At 40.3% G+C, this 15,675-nt stretch carries 11 protein-coding genes; 8 read left to right on the top strand and 3 right to left on the bottom strand.

What is annotated here, in order from left to right; translation table 11 throughout:
* Positions 1–7 precede the first annotated feature (7 nt).
* The 7 genes from cobS to KXV15_RS05320 all read left to right on the top strand — a co-directional run bounded on the left by cobS (position 8) and on the right by KXV15_RS05320 (position 9,519).
* The gene (cobS, locus tag KXV15_RS05350) at positions 8–994 is read left to right on the top strand and encodes a cobaltochelatase subunit CobS (RefSeq protein WP_240007121.1); all 987 of its coding nucleotides are present in this window, start codon (positions 8–10) and stop codon (positions 992–994) included.
* 136 nt (positions 995–1,130) lie between these two features.
* The gene (gene cobT, locus KXV15_RS05345; protein WP_240007120.1) at positions 1,131–2,978 is read left to right on the top strand and encodes a cobaltochelatase subunit CobT; all 1,848 of its coding nucleotides are present in this window, start codon (positions 1,131–1,133) and stop codon (positions 2,976–2,978) included.
* A 105-nt stretch (positions 2,979–3,083) separates the two neighbouring features.
* Entirely contained in the window at positions 3,084–4,043 is a 960-nt protein-coding gene (locus KXV15_RS05340) for a threonine dehydratase (RefSeq protein WP_240007119.1), read from the top strand.
* Between the two features lie 178 nt (positions 4,044–4,221).
* Positions 4,222–5,901, top strand: a complete 1,680-nt coding sequence (locus tag KXV15_RS05335) for a methyl-accepting chemotaxis protein (RefSeq protein WP_240007118.1) — start codon at positions 4,222–4,224, stop codon at positions 5,899–5,901.
* A gap of 234 nt (positions 5,902–6,135) precedes the next feature.
* Positions 6,136–7,098: a hypothetical protein gene (locus tag KXV15_RS05330; protein ID WP_240007117.1), complete on the top strand. Its 963-nt coding sequence runs from the start codon at positions 6,136–6,138 to the stop codon at positions 7,096–7,098.
* 93 nt (positions 7,099–7,191) lie between these two features.
* Positions 7,192–8,370 carry a Na+/H+ antiporter NhaA gene (gene nhaA, locus KXV15_RS05325; protein WP_240007116.1) on the top strand — a complete coding sequence of 393 codons (1,179 nt, stop codon included), beginning with the start codon at positions 7,192–7,194 and terminating at the stop codon, positions 8,368–8,370.
* Positions 8,371–8,466: 96 nt separating this feature from the next.
* Positions 8,467–9,519: a hypothetical protein gene (locus KXV15_RS05320; RefSeq protein WP_240007115.1), complete on the top strand. Its 1,053-nt coding sequence runs from the start codon at positions 8,467–8,469 to the stop codon at positions 9,517–9,519.
* 30 nt (positions 9,520–9,549) lie between these two features.
* On the opposite strand, the gene mnmA is transcribed toward KXV15_RS05320, so the two are convergent.
* From mnmA to flgK, 3 genes are read right to left on the bottom strand one after another with little or no spacing between them, the layout of a single operon-like run.
* The gene (mnmA, locus tag KXV15_RS05315) at positions 9,550–10,749 is read right to left on the bottom strand and encodes a tRNA 2-thiouridine(34) synthase MnmA (protein ID WP_275671549.1); all 1,200 of its coding nucleotides are present in this window, start codon (positions 10,747–10,749) and stop codon (positions 9,550–9,552) included.
* Between the two features lie 49 nt (positions 10,750–10,798).
* Positions 10,799–11,722 carry a flagellin gene (locus KXV15_RS05310; protein ID WP_240007114.1) on the bottom strand — a complete coding sequence of 308 codons (924 nt, stop codon included), beginning with the start codon at positions 11,720–11,722 and terminating at the stop codon, positions 10,799–10,801.
* Positions 11,723–11,734: 12 nt separating this feature from the next.
* Positions 11,735–13,864: a flagellar hook-associated protein FlgK gene (gene flgK, locus KXV15_RS05305; RefSeq protein ID WP_240007113.1), complete on the bottom strand. Its 2,130-nt coding sequence runs from the start codon at positions 13,862–13,864 to the stop codon at positions 11,735–11,737.
* A gap of 482 nt (positions 13,865–14,346) precedes the next feature.
* Here flgK and KXV15_RS13505 point away from each other — a divergent pair, with 482 nt between their 5' ends.
* Entirely contained in the window at positions 14,347–15,675 is a 1,329-nt protein-coding gene (locus tag KXV15_RS13505) for a flagellar hook-length control protein FliK (protein WP_240007112.1), read from the top strand.

The raw sequence follows: 15,675 nt of genomic DNA, 5'->3' as shown, positions 1-15,675 counted from the left end.
AACGAAAATGACCGATTTATCAGAACAATTATTATCCGCCGCACCAGATAAAGAAATCTCTGTTGAAGAAACTTTTGGCTTTGCATCAACCCGCAAAGTAAAAGCATTCTCACAAGCAAATTCATACGTGCCAGAGATTGACAGCACCTATAAATTCGATCCTCTTACAACACGCGCCGTGCTTGCGGGTTTTGAATTTAACCGCCGCGTTATTGTACAAGGTTATCACGGCACTGGTAAATCAACGCACATCGAACAGATTGCGGCACGCCTAAATTACCCACTTATCCGCGTAAACCTTGATGGTCACATTTCGCGGATTGATTTGGTAGGCAAAGACGCGATTGTTTTAAAAGATGGCAAACAAATCACAGAATTCCGTGAAGGGATTTTGCCATGGGCATTACAACGCTCTGTGGCGCTTTTGTTTGATGAATATGACGCAGGTCGCCCTGACGTTATGTTTGTTATCCAAAGGGTTTTGGAGGCATCGGGTAATTTGACCCTGCTTGACCAAAACCGTGTTATTAAACCACATGATTATTTCCGCCTGTTTGCAACAACCAATACCATTGGTCTTGGCGACACAACTGGTCTTTATCACGGCACACAACAAATCAACCAAGGGCAAATGGATAGATGGTCAATCGTAACCACCCTTAACTATCTTGACCATGACACCGAAACCGACATTGTTGCCGCAAAAATGGAAGTATCGGCCCCAGAAGAAAAACAAGTTCTTGCGAAAATGGTGCGCGTTGCCGATATGACGCGTAACGCTTTTATTAATGGCGATATTTCAACCGTAATGTCACCAAGAACCGTGATTTCATGGGCGCAAAATGCCGAGATTTTTGAAGATGTTGGTTTGGCATTCCGCCTTTCATTCCTAAATAAATGTGATGAATTGGAACGCCCAACAATTGCCGAATTCTATCAGCGTTGCTTTGGTGAAGACTTACCAGAAGCGGCACATTTGTTGAAGGTGACATAGTATATCACATTGCACCTTCGCCCTTCGGGCTCACTTAGCAATGTGAACAATGAAGGAAAAGAAAATCATGAAGCATTTCGACGATTTTCTTTTACATTTTAGTTTTTTTGCTTTGCAAAATATTTGGTAAAATTAATTGACACAAAAAGCGACACAGGCAGATATTTTCAAACGGGCGATTTCAAATGTCACCCGTGCATTTGCACGTGAAGAAGGTGTCGAGGTTAATTTTACCGCTAATGATCCATCTGTCGATGGGAAAAATGTAAACCTGCCCCACCCCGCAAGGCTTTTAAACTTTGAAGAAGTTTCAAAAGTTCGCGGGCAATCGGATTTTGCGGGCTTAAAACTTGCACATCACAATGAAATTGCCCACCAAAAGCATCGACCAATTGGCCCAAATGCTCAGGCAATTTACGACATTGCCGAAGATGCCCGCGTTGCCGCCATTGGCGCACGCAATATGGATGGCGTTGGACAGAATCTTGAGCATTTATTAGTCGAAAAAGCTGCCCGCAAGGGTTACAACCGTATGCTTTCCAAAGAAACCACCCCAATGGTTGAGGGGTTGGGTTTGGTATTGCGAGAGATTTTACAAGGTAAAGCACCACCAGATGGCACAAAACATGTTGCCGACTTCTGGCGTGGTGAAATCATTACCAAGGCCGGCAAAGATATTGATGGGCTTTTGGACAATCTTGACAATCAGGATGCCTTTGCAAAAAAAATCCGTGATGTAATCCGCGACCTTGATTATGCCGATGAACTTGGCGACGACCCTGAAGACCAAGAAAACGGCAATGAAAATCAAGAGGCCCCGCCCGAAGGCGACAACGAGCAACAGGATAATCAGGAACAGGAAGAACAAGAGCCCGATAAATCTGAAACTCCTGAAGGTGAAGATTCAACCGAAGAAACCACCACTGGAGAAACCGATTATGACCCCAATGAGGTTTCTGATGATGAACTTGAAAATGCTGAAAGCCCATTTTCACAACCGCCTGTTCCACAAGCAGGTAAAGCCAATGAATACAGGGTTTTCACTCGTGAGTTTGACGAAATAATCGGGGCGGAAGAATTATGCGAGCATGATGAGCTTGAACGTCTTCGTATGTATCTTGATCAACAACTTTCACGGCTTCAAGGGGCGGTTGGAAAACTTGCCAACCGTTTGCAACGTAAATTAATGGCACAACAAAGCCGGTCATGGATGTTTGACCTTGAAGAAGGTATGCTTGACGCCGCAAAACTTTCACGCGTTGTTACAGATCCATCTGCACCATTATCTTTTAAAATGGAAAGCGATATTGAATTCCGTGATACTGTGGTCACGATTTTGATTGATAATTCGGGTTCTATGCGTGGTCGTCCAATTATGATTGCGGCAACGTGTGGCGATATTTTGGCGCGCACCCTAGAACGCTGTGCAGTTAAAACTGAAATCTTGGGCTTTACTACAAAGGCTTGGAAAGGCGGGCAATCACGCGAAAAGTGGCTTGCCGAAAACAAACCGCCTCAACCAGGTCGCTTAAATGATCTTCGTCACATAATTTACAAAGCCGCAGATGCCCCATGGCGTCGTGCAAAACGCAACCTAGGCCTTATGATGCGTGAAGGCTTGTTAAAAGAAAACATTGATGGTGAGGCGTTGGAATGGGCATATTCACGCCTTCGCCATCGCCCTGAACAACGGCGAATCTTAATGGTTATTTCCGATGGTGCGCCGGTCGATGATTCTACACTTTCTGTAAACTCTGGCCCATATCTTGAAAATCACCTTAAAGAAGTGATTGCCATGATTGAAAAGCGTAAAGATGTTGAACTTATTGCAATTGGTATCGGGCATGATGTAACACGCTATTATAAACGTGCCGTAACCATCACCGATGCAGAACAATTAGGTGGTGCAATGGTTGACCAATTGGCTGATCTATTTGACGAAAAGCCCTTGCCAGCAAAAACAAAGAGCAAAATCGAAAAATAGATTTTTGTTCTTTAATCGCCAGTTAAAATAGAATACAGTTCCATTTACTAACTTTACAACAGTAATAATATTCTGTTACGTTTAATCATTGATTTGGTTAGCACAATGAACAGAATACAAGAACATCACATAAATTCGGCGCAAGATTTAATCTATAAATTCATGTCCCCTACCCCACAATATTCTTGGTCGCTTTTGAATGAGGCGGCAGGCAATGAAATTTGGGTAAAGCATGAAAACCATACACCCACTGGCGCGTTTAAAATTCGTGGTGGGATTGTATATTTAAACAACCATAAAAAAGACGCTGAAGATTTTATTTCTGCTACTCGCGGCAATCATGGGCAATCAATCGCCTTTGCCAGCCGCATTTTCGGTAAAAAGGCGCATATTTTTGTGCCAGAATGTAATTGCCCGGATAAAAACGCTGCAATGGAAGGTTTTGGCGCTGCGGTTTTTAAATCTGGCAAAACGTTTGATGAAGCCAAGGCAAACTGTGCGCGCCATTCGTGCGAGAATAATTATCACTTTGTGCCATCCTATCACGATGATTTGGTAATTGGCGTTGCAACCTATGCCTATGAATTTATGAAAACTGTTGAAGGGCTTGACGTTGTCTATGTTCCAATCGGCCTTGGCAGTGGCATTTGTGCCAATATTTTGGTGCGCGACATGTTGGGCCTAAAGACCAAAATTATTGGGGTCGTGGCCGAAAAAGCCAATGCCTATGAACAAAGTTATAAATCTGGTAAAATAATTCCCACAAAAACCACCGATACTTTTGCTGACGGCTTGGCAGTTGGTACGCCACATGAAGAAGCCTTTGCAATTATACAAAATGGTGCAGAAGATGTGGTATCGGTTTCCGAAACAGAAATTGCCGATGCAATCCGTCTTTATTTTTCAACGACCCATAATGTTGCGGAAGGCGCAGGGGCTGCCCCACTTGCTGCTGCAATAAAACACAAAGACAAAAACAAAGGCAAAAAGTGCGGAGTGATCCTGTCAGGTGGGAATATTAACAAAGATATTTATACGAATATTTTGAACCACAATTTTAATTAATTCATTTACCATGAGTTTATAGTTTCTCATTGGTAACCATATATATACAAAAGTATAAAATCTGACAAAAAACTATATTTTATAGTATATATTACGATTTTTACGTATGTATTTCATCTATTATTAAATGTTTCTTATATACTCACTTTTGTCCATTATTTTGTACAAGGGCAGAATTATGAGTTTCACAATTAAGAAAACACTTTTCACCATCATGTCGGCGCTACTGATGATGATTATAATCACGGGCGCCGTTGGCCTTTATTTGGTTAATAATACTAATAATAACGTTAAAAATATTTCAAATAACTGGTTGCCATCAATCCAACTTACAGAAGAAATAAATACCGCAACCTCTGACCTCAGAATTGCGGAAAGCACCCATATCATGAGCACAACAGCAGAAGATATGCAGCGTGCAGAAGACGACATAAAGGCCAGAAAAGCTGATATCAAAACATTGATGGAAAAATATGAGCCTTTGATTTCATCTGATAAAGAACGCGAATTATATAATTCATTTAAAAAAGATTATTCAAATTATCTTAAAGCAGAACAACAAGTTTTGGTTCTTTCACGCCAAAACATGAACGAACAAGCAGCGGCACAATATAAAACCCAATTACGCAATGAATTTGACAATTATTCTGCAACCTTGTTGAAACTCGTAAACTTAAATAAAGAAGGCGCCGCTGACGATTATAAAACTGCGCAAAAATCATTCATTACGGCAATAATTACTGTCTTGGGTGTATCAATTGTTGGCGCGTTATTAACAATTATTTCAATCATATTCGTCAATAAACAAGTTATCAATGCGTTGGATGTTACCAAGAATTCTATGCAAAAGATTTCCAGTGGTGAACTTGATACCAAGGTTGAATATACTGAAAATAATAATGAAATTGGCGACATGGCGAAAACATTATTGGTTTTCCGCGACAATTTAAAAGAAGCAGAACAACTTCGTAAAGATGCGGCGCGTCAAGAAGAGTTAAACGCACAAAAAATTATTCAAGAACGCCATGCAATCGCTGACCAGTTCCAAGCCAAAATGGGAAGAATTACCGAAGCATTTGTGAAGTCTTCTGCAGAACTTACCGAAGCATCAAACAATCTATCTGCCACCGCAGAAGAAACCTCAAGACAGTCAATGGCGGTTTCTTCTGCAGCAGAAGAATCGTCGCAAAATGTTCAAAATGTTGCGTCTGCAACCGAAGAATTATCAATCTCGGTTAAAGAAATTTCAGAGCAAATGCGACTTGCTGCAAAAGTATCTGATGAAGCCTCCATGGAGGCCGATATTTCAGAACGCGAAATTACAGAACTTGCAAAACTTGCAACAAAAATCGGTGATGTAATTAGCTTGATTAATCAGATTGCAGAACAAACCAACCTTCTTGCCCTTAACGCAACAATTGAGGCGGCGCGTGCCGGTGAAGCTGGGAAAGGTTTTGCTGTTGTTGCCCAAGAGGTTAAAACCCTCGCGGGACAAACCACCAAGGCAACCGAAGAAATTAGCACGGCAATTACAAGCATTCAAAATGCAACCAATCGCTCTGTGGCATCTATTGAAAAGATTGTTAGAACCATTGGTGAAATCAGAAGCGTATCTTCAAGTGTTGCCGCATCTGTTGAACAACAAGGAACTGCGACCAGTGAAATTGCCAGCAATACGTCAATGGCCGCAAATGGAACCCAAGAAGTTACCGAAAACATTTCCGGGGTTGGCCGCGCTGCAGAACTAACAGGCGCCGCTTCAGCAGATATGATGCAATTGGCGGATCACTTGTCAAGGCAAACCGATGAACTTAACAAAGAAGTTGCAAGCTTCACGCAATTCTTGCGGGCTTCATAATTCATAAAACCCAAAATACCACCCAAATACAATGGCCAAAGGATAAACTCCTTTGGCCTTTTTATTCAAATATATTTTCAAAAATAGCACTAAATACAAAGGCATTTTTGGCTCTGTAAAATTTAATAAAATTATCATAAATTTTCATGATTTTATTTAAATTCGTGGCAAATCTTTGCGGCTAGTCTTTTTCAATCATTCAACAACATTTGGATTATTTGGGGGATTGTTGGGATGGGCAAGAATATATTTTACTTCTTCGGAACCTTGGCTGTTGCAACTGCTATGTCACAACTCACAATCGCGCAGAATGTAAATCAAACTTCCGATATTTTTTCGCCAACCACTACGCAAATGGCCGCACTTACAAATGTGCAAAAACCTATGAATATCATCGCCAATTCCGTTAATTCTTCGCCAATTGAACAAAATAATGTCACACAAGACGCTATATATAGCCTTGCAGGTAATTTTGCCGCATTTTTTGCCGAAACCAGTCGGGCTGCACGTTCTGAAAATCTTTCTTCACCCGAAACCATAGCCACATCAATTGACCATTCATCATATTATACCCGTCCAGAAATTATTGATGGCTCAAAAGCTTTTGCCGCAATTGTTGCCACAAGAAATCAAAATTTTGTGTTTGGTATTTCAAAAATGGCACAAGAGGTTGGCGCAAATAACCTTGTACAAATCTTAAAGTATAATCCATCATGGGTACGTAATATTGAAGGCTATGCTGAAGCCAAGTCTTATGCGGCAAATTCACTGGAAACTGTATTCAATAAAATTGACACCTCAAGCCAGACTATCTTGCAATCGTCATACGATATCCAAAAGTATAAATGGTCACAATTGCCGCAAGATAAAGAACGCCATCTTTTAGAAGTTGATGCCAGTTTAGAAAAGCCATTGGTATATTCTGATATAAACGGTGATATGTTCAATAATAGCGGCAGCGATAAAATTATCATTAATGATAGAATTATGGCTTCGGCAGTTATGATGCAATTGAAAGACAATTCAAGCGCGCTTGAAACCCTTTCATTGGGGTCTGGTAAACCATGTGCAAAGCGTGCATTTTTAAATGTAAAAATGTGTCTTGCAGCAAGTCGTTATCCATATGAACACACTTATTGCCTTGCAAAACATGCATATAGCGAAACCAATGCGTGTTCAATCGAGGCATTAAAATAGCATAAAATTGCGTTCGGTTTTGGTTGCATTAGTTGACCGCAAGCTATAATAATTCTTTGGCTAATTGAGTTATGTTCATGCCAAAGAGATATTATGCCTTTACAAAAAATCCGTAATTTTTTTGAACTAGAAGCCGCCGCCGGTATTACACTTGGCATTAGCGCGCTGATTGCAATTATCATTGCCAACTCCCCACTTTCTGGGGCATTTGATAATTGGTTGCATTATGAAATACCTGTACAAATCGGCACATGGTCGCATACTGCGGATGTTAAGCATTGGGTTAAAGACGGCCTAATGGCGATTTTCTTTTTTCATGTCGGGTTGGAAATTAAAAAAGAAATTATGGAAGGCGAATTATCGGATGCCAAAAAACTAGCGTTACCCGTCTTTGGTGCATTGGGCGGAATGATTATGCCGGCACTTATCTTCATTGCAGTTATAATGCTTGAAGGTCATCAGGATTTAATAAAAGGATGGACAATCCCGGTTGCAACAGATATCGCCTTTGCCGTTGCGGCAATTGCCGTCGTGGCAAAAAACATTCCCTCAAGCCTTAAAATATTCCTATTAACACTTGCCGTTGTTGATGATTTGGGGGCCGTAGTTCTAATTGCGGCATTATATAGCAGCAATATCGATTATGTTGCGCTTTCATGGTCTTTGGGGATTTTTGTTGTTTTACTAGCACTACCACGTCTTGGCATTCGCCGTCCTTGGGTTTTTGTTATGGGTGGGCTTGTGATGTGGGCATTCATGTTACAAAGTGGTTTTCACCCAACCTTAGCAGGGGTAATGACAGCAATTACCGTTCCCCTAAAATCAAACAGCGATGCTTTTGAAAGCCCATTAGAAGATTTGCATGATGATTTTTCTGCATGGGTAAAATATGCAATTATGCCTTTATTCGCATTAACCCACGCTGGATTTTCATTCAGCGGTATGGGAATTTCAACAATTCTAAGCCCGTTAGTTGTGGCAATTGTTTGCGGCCTTTCTATCGGCAAGCCTTTGGGGGTTTTGGGCATGGTTTATTTTTCAAAAATAATTGGGATTGCACGCATTCCGGAAAATATCACCATGAGGCAATTATTAGGTGTCGGGGCATTATGCGGCATCGGCTTTACCATGAGCCTATTTTTAGGTGGTCTTAGTTATGCTGATAAAGGAGAAATAATAAGCAATGAATTGAAAATGGGTGTATTCTTAGGCTCAATCATTTCAGGTATTATTGGAATTGCATTATTAGCAAAAAGTAATGAAAAAGCGTAGTGAATTTTTAATATTATCATTTATGAAGAATTATTTTATAGGTTGATTTGAGTTTTACTTGTGGTCTGCTTTGAATCACATTTGGAAGGTATTGTAATGAAGAAGTTAATTGGTTTAGTTTTAACAGTATCTGTTGCGGCGCTTACGGGATGTGATGATGGCGCGTCTCCTGCCCCACCGCCAAAAGTGGTCGAAAAACCAAGTGTTATTCCTGCAAATATGCCTGAAACACCATCTTCAACTAGCTTGGTTAATATTGCTGGCTATTTGCCAAAATTTGCCAATGCCGCAACCAATTCAGCAACTTCGCCTAATCTTTCAACAGCTGTAAATATTGGTAATTCAATTGATAACGCACCTCTTCTAGGCCGCACCGAAACAATTGACGGCGCAAAAGCATATGCAATTCTTGCTGCCGCAAATTCACAAGCGTTCCGTAATGGTATTGAACAAATTGGTGCATCTTATGGCCGCGATGGCATGATTGCCAAAATCACTGCCAACCCATCAATGGTTCGCTCTATACCTGGTTACTCAGAGGCAAAAACCTATGCTGGTGCCGCAGTTGGTGAGCAGTTCGCAAAAATTGATAGTGCATCAGCAATTGTAAAAAAAGCCGCTTATGATTTGCAGCTGACTTCATGGGCAAAAGTTCCACAAGACAAACAAATCCATCTAAATAAAATGGCTTCAAATTGGGAAGTTCCACTCGCACAATCTGATTTTGATCCAAAAACTATAAGCTATAATCCAACACAAACCGCAAATGCTGCTGGTGATGTTGTTACTGCAACACCAATTGCCGAAGTTAATGATGATATTATGGCTGCTGCGGCTTTGCGCATCTTGCGCGCGGATCGTGAAGTGCTTTCAACTATGAAAATTGGCTCGGGCCAATCATGTGCATACCGCGCCTATTTAAACTCAAGAATGTGTATGGCGGCAACCAAATTCCCATTTGAACACGCATTCTGTATTTCTGAGCATGGTCAAAACGAAATGAAAAATTGCTTTGCCGAAGCTGTTGGTTATCCAAAACCACTTGTTAAAAAAGAAAAGAGTGCAACTTCGGTTACTATTCCAATTAAATTCAAAGATTCAAAACCGGCAGCACCTGTCAAAAAGACAACAACTCCGAAAAAGAAATAATTTGAAAAGGCGGCTTTTAAGCCGCCTTTTTTATTCCCAAACTTTTATGGTTTGGGCAATAAACCCGCCACCAAGGACACGTTCACCCAATTCGCCAATTGAACTATTGGGTTCATAGAAAACACAAGCCTGCCCCGGCGCAACACCGGTTTCGGGGTTTTCAAAAATTATCTTCCATCCCTCTTTAGTAGAAAGTGTAGCAGGAATAGGTGGGCGGGTTGAACGCACACGGGCAAGAACTTTTAGACCATCAAGCGAATCTTCAGTTTCTGGCTTTTCACCCAACCAATTTACTTCTTTCAAGGTCAATGATTTAACGGCCAATGCCTCTGGCGGGCCAACAATTACGCGCGCATTTTTGGCATCAAGCGCAACCACATAAATTGGCTCACCGGTTGCAATGCCAAGACCACGCCTTTGACCAACCGTGTAATTAATTATACCATTATGTTTACCAAGCACGCGCCCATCAATATGAACCACATCGCCACCACGACCGGCTTGTGGACGAAGGCCAAGAACAATATCTTGATATTTCCCCTCAGGAACAAAGCAAATATCTTGGGAGTCTGGCTTATTTGCTACATCAAGGCCGATTATATTTGCAATGCGACGCACTTCGTCTTTATCAATATCCATCAAAGGAAAACGCAAATAATCAAGTTGGTCTTGGGTTGTTGCAAACAGGAAATATGATTGATCGCGCCCCCTATCTTTTGCGCGATACATTTTCGCATCAACAATTCCACCAACCCGCGCAACATAGTGCCCGGTAACCATACAATCGGCACCAAGTGCCTTCGCAGTTTTTAATAAGTCTTGGAATTTAACTGATTGATTGCACCGTACACATGGAATTGGCGTTGCCCCAGAAACATATGTATCTGCAAAATCTTCGATAACGGATTGTTTAAAGCGGCTTTCGTAATCAAGTGTATAATGCGGGAAACCCATTTTATCGGCAATTATTTTTGCATCATAAATATCTTGTCCAGCGCAGCAGGCATTTTTCTTTTTTATTGCGGCACCATGATCGTATAATTGCAAAGTTATGCCAATGGTTTCATATCCGGCAAGCTTTACCAATGCCGCACAAACAGACGAATCCACGCCACCCGACATTGCAACAACAACGCGGGTTTTATCTCTTGGCTTATCAAAGCCTAAATCAATATCTGGAATAGAAGAAACATCCCCCAAAACAACGGGGTCATTAAAACTTGATAACATTTTATTCTCCAGTGGAGTCAAGGTCCACAGCAAAATTTAAAAATGCTCTTTAGCTTAAATATGGTAATAAGTTAAGCCCTTTTACCTGTGCAAAAATTGATGCCATTGCTTGGTATTGAGTTTGTGCTGCAACAAGCTTTGCCGCCACTTCTGCTAAATTAACATCAACAACATTACCGATTGCAGTTTTTATCACAGTTTGTTGATTACTGTTTTCGGTCATTTTGTTTTCAATTTGCTTTTGCACCAAACCTGCACCAGATTGATAATTAATCGCATCCGATTGAATAGTTTTTATATTGGTCAATAGGCTTGAAATATATGCCGAGGATGTATCGTCAAGCTTGCCCTCAAGAGAAGTATTAGAGTTTTCCCATGCACGAATTCCGCGAAGGAAATCAACAAATGGTCGGAAAACTTCCTCTGCATTTTTGCTAAGCTCTATTGTATTACCATCGCTTAGGGTGATTTTACGTGTATCGCCGGTTGCGGTCCAATTGGCATCAGTATTTGGTTGGGCAGCAAGCGCATCAAGTGTTGCAGTTGTAACCGGTTGGGTATCACCACGAACGCCACCGAAAATATATTGTCCATCAAATTGTGTATTTGCGGCGGACATAGCATCTGCTAATGCACCCTCAATCGCGGTTGAAAGTCCTGAACCGTTTTTATTTGCAAGCGCATTAGTCAAGGCATCACGAACTGATGAAATCGCATCCGTAAAACCCTCATAAGCGATAGATTCAATATCAGAGCGCGAAGAAAGGGTCTTAAGATTATCATTACGCACATCTAATTTTTGCAATAATGATTTTGAATCAACCAAAATCCCAGCTGAATTGCCATAACCTTTTAAATCAGTTGCGACTTTCTCACTCGATTGTTGTGTTTGTGCTTCATATACAGCATTTTGGGCATTAATAAGCCCACTAGTATTGCTGTTTAGCATGGTTAAAGTAGAAATTCTTGTCATTTATTAATCTCCCTACCCTGCTGCATCTAATAAAGTTTGAAACATTTCATCTGCGGCTTTTAGCATTCTTGCCGATGCCGAATATGCTTGTTGGAATTGCGTCATTTTTACCAACTCTTCATCAAGATTGACGCCTACTGTATTAGCAAGACGGGTTTTAGCATCAGTTTTAAAACTGGCCGCCGCAGTTGCCGCAGTCTCGGCATTTGATGCCCGTGTACCAATGTCACCTGCCACCGATGACATATAATCAGACAATGTCATAGTGCTTTTTGAGCCAGAAAGCGGTGACGTTGAAAAGTTTAATTTAACCGCACTTGCATTAAATAGTGCTTGTGCACCACTTGAATCGCTTTTTCCTAATGCAATTGATCCAACATTGGTGGAGGTCAAATCAGTTGTAGCAAGTGCAAGCGCTGATGGGTTTGTTGCAATTTTTGAATTAACGCTAAGGCTTTGCGCAATTGAATTCCTTGCCTCATCTGAAAAGCCCAACATTTCTCCTAATGAAACCGATGTAGTACCACGGTTTTCACTGTCATCAATCATATTAAAACTATAATCAGTTCCGCCGTTTGACTGGGTAAATTTTAATGAGCCATCAGAATTTAATGCGAAAGTTCCATAAATACCAAAACCTGTAGAATTATCATTCATTGCGCTAATGATATCGTCAAAAGTGCCAGAAGGTATGGATATGGTTTTTGTTGAAAGCGGTTTTCCGTTGCCATCACTTAGTGCAAGGGTAAAAGTATCACCTGCGGTAAAGCCATTCGCATCAGTTCCTTTAATTCCACTCGCAGGGGAAGTAGGTGTTGTTGAGCTGATAAGATTATTCAAGCCAAAGAAATGGGCAAAAGCCTTGTCACCACGTAAAGAGCCGCCAGCAGCTGGTTCGTCAAAAACTAAACCATTTCCGCTTGTTGATGCAGTTAAACTAAGTTTACCATTTGCAAAACTTGCTGTCCCATTTGCACCAAGCGCAGTATTAAGCGCTGAAGTGAATCCACCAACAGTATTTGCAAACGAAGTTGCAGCGCCGCCATTTACAGACATTGTCAAATTATCAAAATCAATTGCAATCTTTGAAACCAATGTGCCAGATGAATCAACAATACCGATTGAAGTATTTCCGGTAAAGCCAAGTGAATCTGTTGCCAACAATCCAGTATCACTGCCAGTTGTTGATGATAATGCCGGAAGTGTTGAATTAAGGTTATAAACACTATTCACCGCATCAGCATACTTTCCGGCAAATTGGTTCACTGCTTCAGAAATTTTTGGCAAATCAACATTACGTAAGTCAAGTAAGCCACGCAAAGATCCACTTTGAACCGAGCTTTCGATGTTCATAGGGGTGGAATTTGGGGTAATCTTTATATTTATGCTTGGATCAGAATTTCCATCAAGCGATGAATAACTTAACGTTGACGCAGTTGTACCGGCAAGGAACATGCCATTGGTTGTATAAATTTTTGCCGAGCCATCATTGCCATAATCAACATTAATATCAACAAGATCAGAAAGTTGGTTGATAAATCCTGATAGGGTTTCTTGTGCCCCTGTTGCATCACCTGTGATTGATGCACTAACCACTTTTGAGTTGGCTTCAACAATATTTTTCAGTAAATTGTTTACAGTGTCAACTTTACTTGAAATATCTTTATCAACTTGGTTTTGGGTGTTTTTTATCTGTTGGGACGCCTGCCCTAATTGACTTAAGGCGCTTTGTAAATTTGCGATAATCTGGCTTTTTATAATTGTTGAAGTTGGATTTGACGCCGCGGTTTCAAAACTTGCCAATGCATTATTAAGGGTCGAGAATATAGAAGTATCTTCAGACGGGTCGCCAAATATTGATTGCAATGAATCAAGATATTGGGATTTTACACTAGCGCCAGCTTCAGCAGAGTTTGCGTTCAATGCAGTCGCTTCAAGAAATGTATTTGTTGCGCGTCTTATTGCATCAACAGTAACACCACCGTTAATTCCACCATAGTTTAGGTTTGATTGTTGTTGTTCAAGCCGCACATAGCCTTCTGTATTTGCGTTTGCGACATTCTTCGAAACGACATTCAGACCAGATTGCGCTGTATACAATCCAGAAGTGGCAATATTCATAATCGAACTTAAAGATGACATATTCTTATACCGTTCTTTTTAAACCATATCCAAATAGGCAATAATTACCGATTAAATGGAAATAATTGCCTTAATTATTATTATTTTATTTGCTTCATTCTCGCATTTTATTAATAACCAACTGAATTTATTGCATTTATTCAAACACAAAATTTCAGCTTTACTTTACATATAATTATTAATGCAAAGCGCTTGCCAAACTTATCACCTTCAAAATTTTCGAGATGGCGTAATTTTTAGATTGGTTAAAACTTAACGAATTTTATGCTGCAATCTTTACCTTGTTGATGGGCAATCGATTCCTATCGGCAGAGGCTGCACGGTGCATCAATTTAATTTTTCATAATATTTTCAATAAGTTAACCACAAGAAAATCGCGGCACGATTATTGCTCAATAAAATTGCAAACCTAGTATTGCAATCGGGAAATAAAAATAACTATGGAAATTAATAGCAGTTACAGCGCAAAAAGTATCCCTAAAGTGGATAATACCGCTTATGGCAAAGACGCCAAGGTGGACAATTTTGCCGACCTGCTCTCCACCGTTACCGACAAAAATTCAAATAAAAACAATCTACAAGACACAACTAGCGCAAAAAAGTCTGCCTCTAATTCAGATAATAGTGCCACTAAAGACGTTCAAAATAGTGATGCCCAAGATAGCGCTAATATTAAAAACGTAACTTCCCAAGATGCAGCACCAACTGTTGTAGCAGATGACGATACTGCGATTGAAAATTCTAATGCCAATATTGAAAACAATGGCGTCAAAAATGCAGAAAATATAGATGGTGAAAAAAATCCATTGATTGACGCCCAACAAGCAATGTTGGCCTTGATATTAAATCAGGGGCAGCAGCCTGTTGAAAATGCTACAACTAACTTAACAAGTGATGCCTCCACAGTAAGCGCAAATGATGTAGCAGCCTTAATTGATAACAAACAGGGCAATAATAATCCTGCGTTGCTTGCGGCACTTGCACAAAATGGTGATAATGCCGCCACCGAATTAAAAATTGCTATGCCACCAAAAGAAAACGGCAAAACCGACGATGGCAAAAATGGGAAATTAGATTTTTCATTAAAAACATCTAACCCAAATATTATTCCAAATGATGGAACCCAAAATAATAATCCTGCAAATAATGTTGCAAACCAAAATCATGATCAAAATTTAAATAATCCTTTGATTAAAACCAATAACGCGCACCAAACAGCGCAAACCTTTGATGCGGGTATAAAAACACAGGATTTATCTTCGGCCAATACAAATACTCTTGCAGTTGCCGAAAATAGTACAACATCAAATAGCCAAACAACCACAGACATTAATAAAAGCCCTGTAGATCAAAACACTGGCCTCCGCATTAATCTTGATAACATCCAATCACTTGCTGCGATTATGGTTCGCAAACATTTTAGTGGTGAAAAAACCTTTACTATTCGCCTTGATCCACCAGAATTGGGCGAAATCAAGGTTGAGTTAAAGATTGACAAAGATAAAAGGGCAAAGGCCGTAATATCTGCTTCAAACCACGAGGCATTAGGCGATTTGACAAAATCTGTAAAAGAACTCGCCCAATCACTAAAAGATGGCGGCGTGGATATTAACGAAGAAGATTTTGAATTTAACCTTAATCAGCAATCCAATGATAACGAATTTGCACAAAATGCAAAATCGCAAAGCAACGACAAATCTTCAGATAAAAATACATCAGAAGAGGTTCAACCCGAAGTTATAAATCAAATTAATCGTGACATAAACCGGACCCAAGTTTGGCATAATGTCCGTGTGTCTTTAATAGCGTGA

Origin of the sequence: Pseudaquidulcibacter saccharophilus (assembly GCF_019455445.1) — a bacterium.
In the GTDB taxonomy this organism is placed as follows: Bacteria; Pseudomonadota; Alphaproteobacteria; order Caulobacterales; family Aquidulcibacteraceae; genus Pseudaquidulcibacter; species Pseudaquidulcibacter saccharophilus.
The sequence above is the reverse complement of the archived record's forward strand: the minus strand, read 5'-3'. Positions and strand labels throughout refer to the sequence as shown.

Excerpts from the sequence above, each read along its gene's own strand:
- nhaA (WP_240007116.1), top strand. The coding sequence starts at position 7,192 with ATGCCTTTACAAAAAATCCGTAATTTTTTTGAACTAGAAGCCGCCGCC.
- KXV15_RS05310 (WP_240007114.1), bottom strand. The coding sequence starts at position 11,722 with ATGACAAGAATTTCTACTTTAACCATGCTAAACAGCAATACTAGTGGG.
- KXV15_RS05320 (WP_240007115.1), top strand. The coding sequence starts at position 8,467 with ATGAAGAAGTTAATTGGTTTAGTTTTAACAGTATCTGTTGCGGCGCTT.
- KXV15_RS05330 (WP_240007117.1), top strand. The coding sequence starts at position 6,136 with ATGGGCAAGAATATATTTTACTTCTTCGGAACCTTGGCTGTTGCAACT.
- KXV15_RS05340 (WP_240007119.1), top strand. The coding sequence starts at position 3,084 with ATGAACAGAATACAAGAACATCACATAAATTCGGCGCAAGATTTAATC.
- cobS (WP_240007121.1), top strand. The coding sequence starts at position 8 with ATGACCGATTTATCAGAACAATTATTATCCGCCGCACCAGATAAAGAA.
- KXV15_RS05335 (WP_240007118.1), top strand. The coding sequence starts at position 4,222 with ATGAGTTTCACAATTAAGAAAACACTTTTCACCATCATGTCGGCGCTA.
- mnmA (WP_275671549.1), bottom strand. The coding sequence starts at position 10,749 with ATGTTATCAAGTTTTAATGACCCCGTTGTTTTGGGGGATGTTTCTTCT.
- flgK (WP_240007113.1), bottom strand. The coding sequence starts at position 13,864 with ATGTCATCTTTAAGTTCGATTATGAATATTGCCACTTCTGGATTGTAT.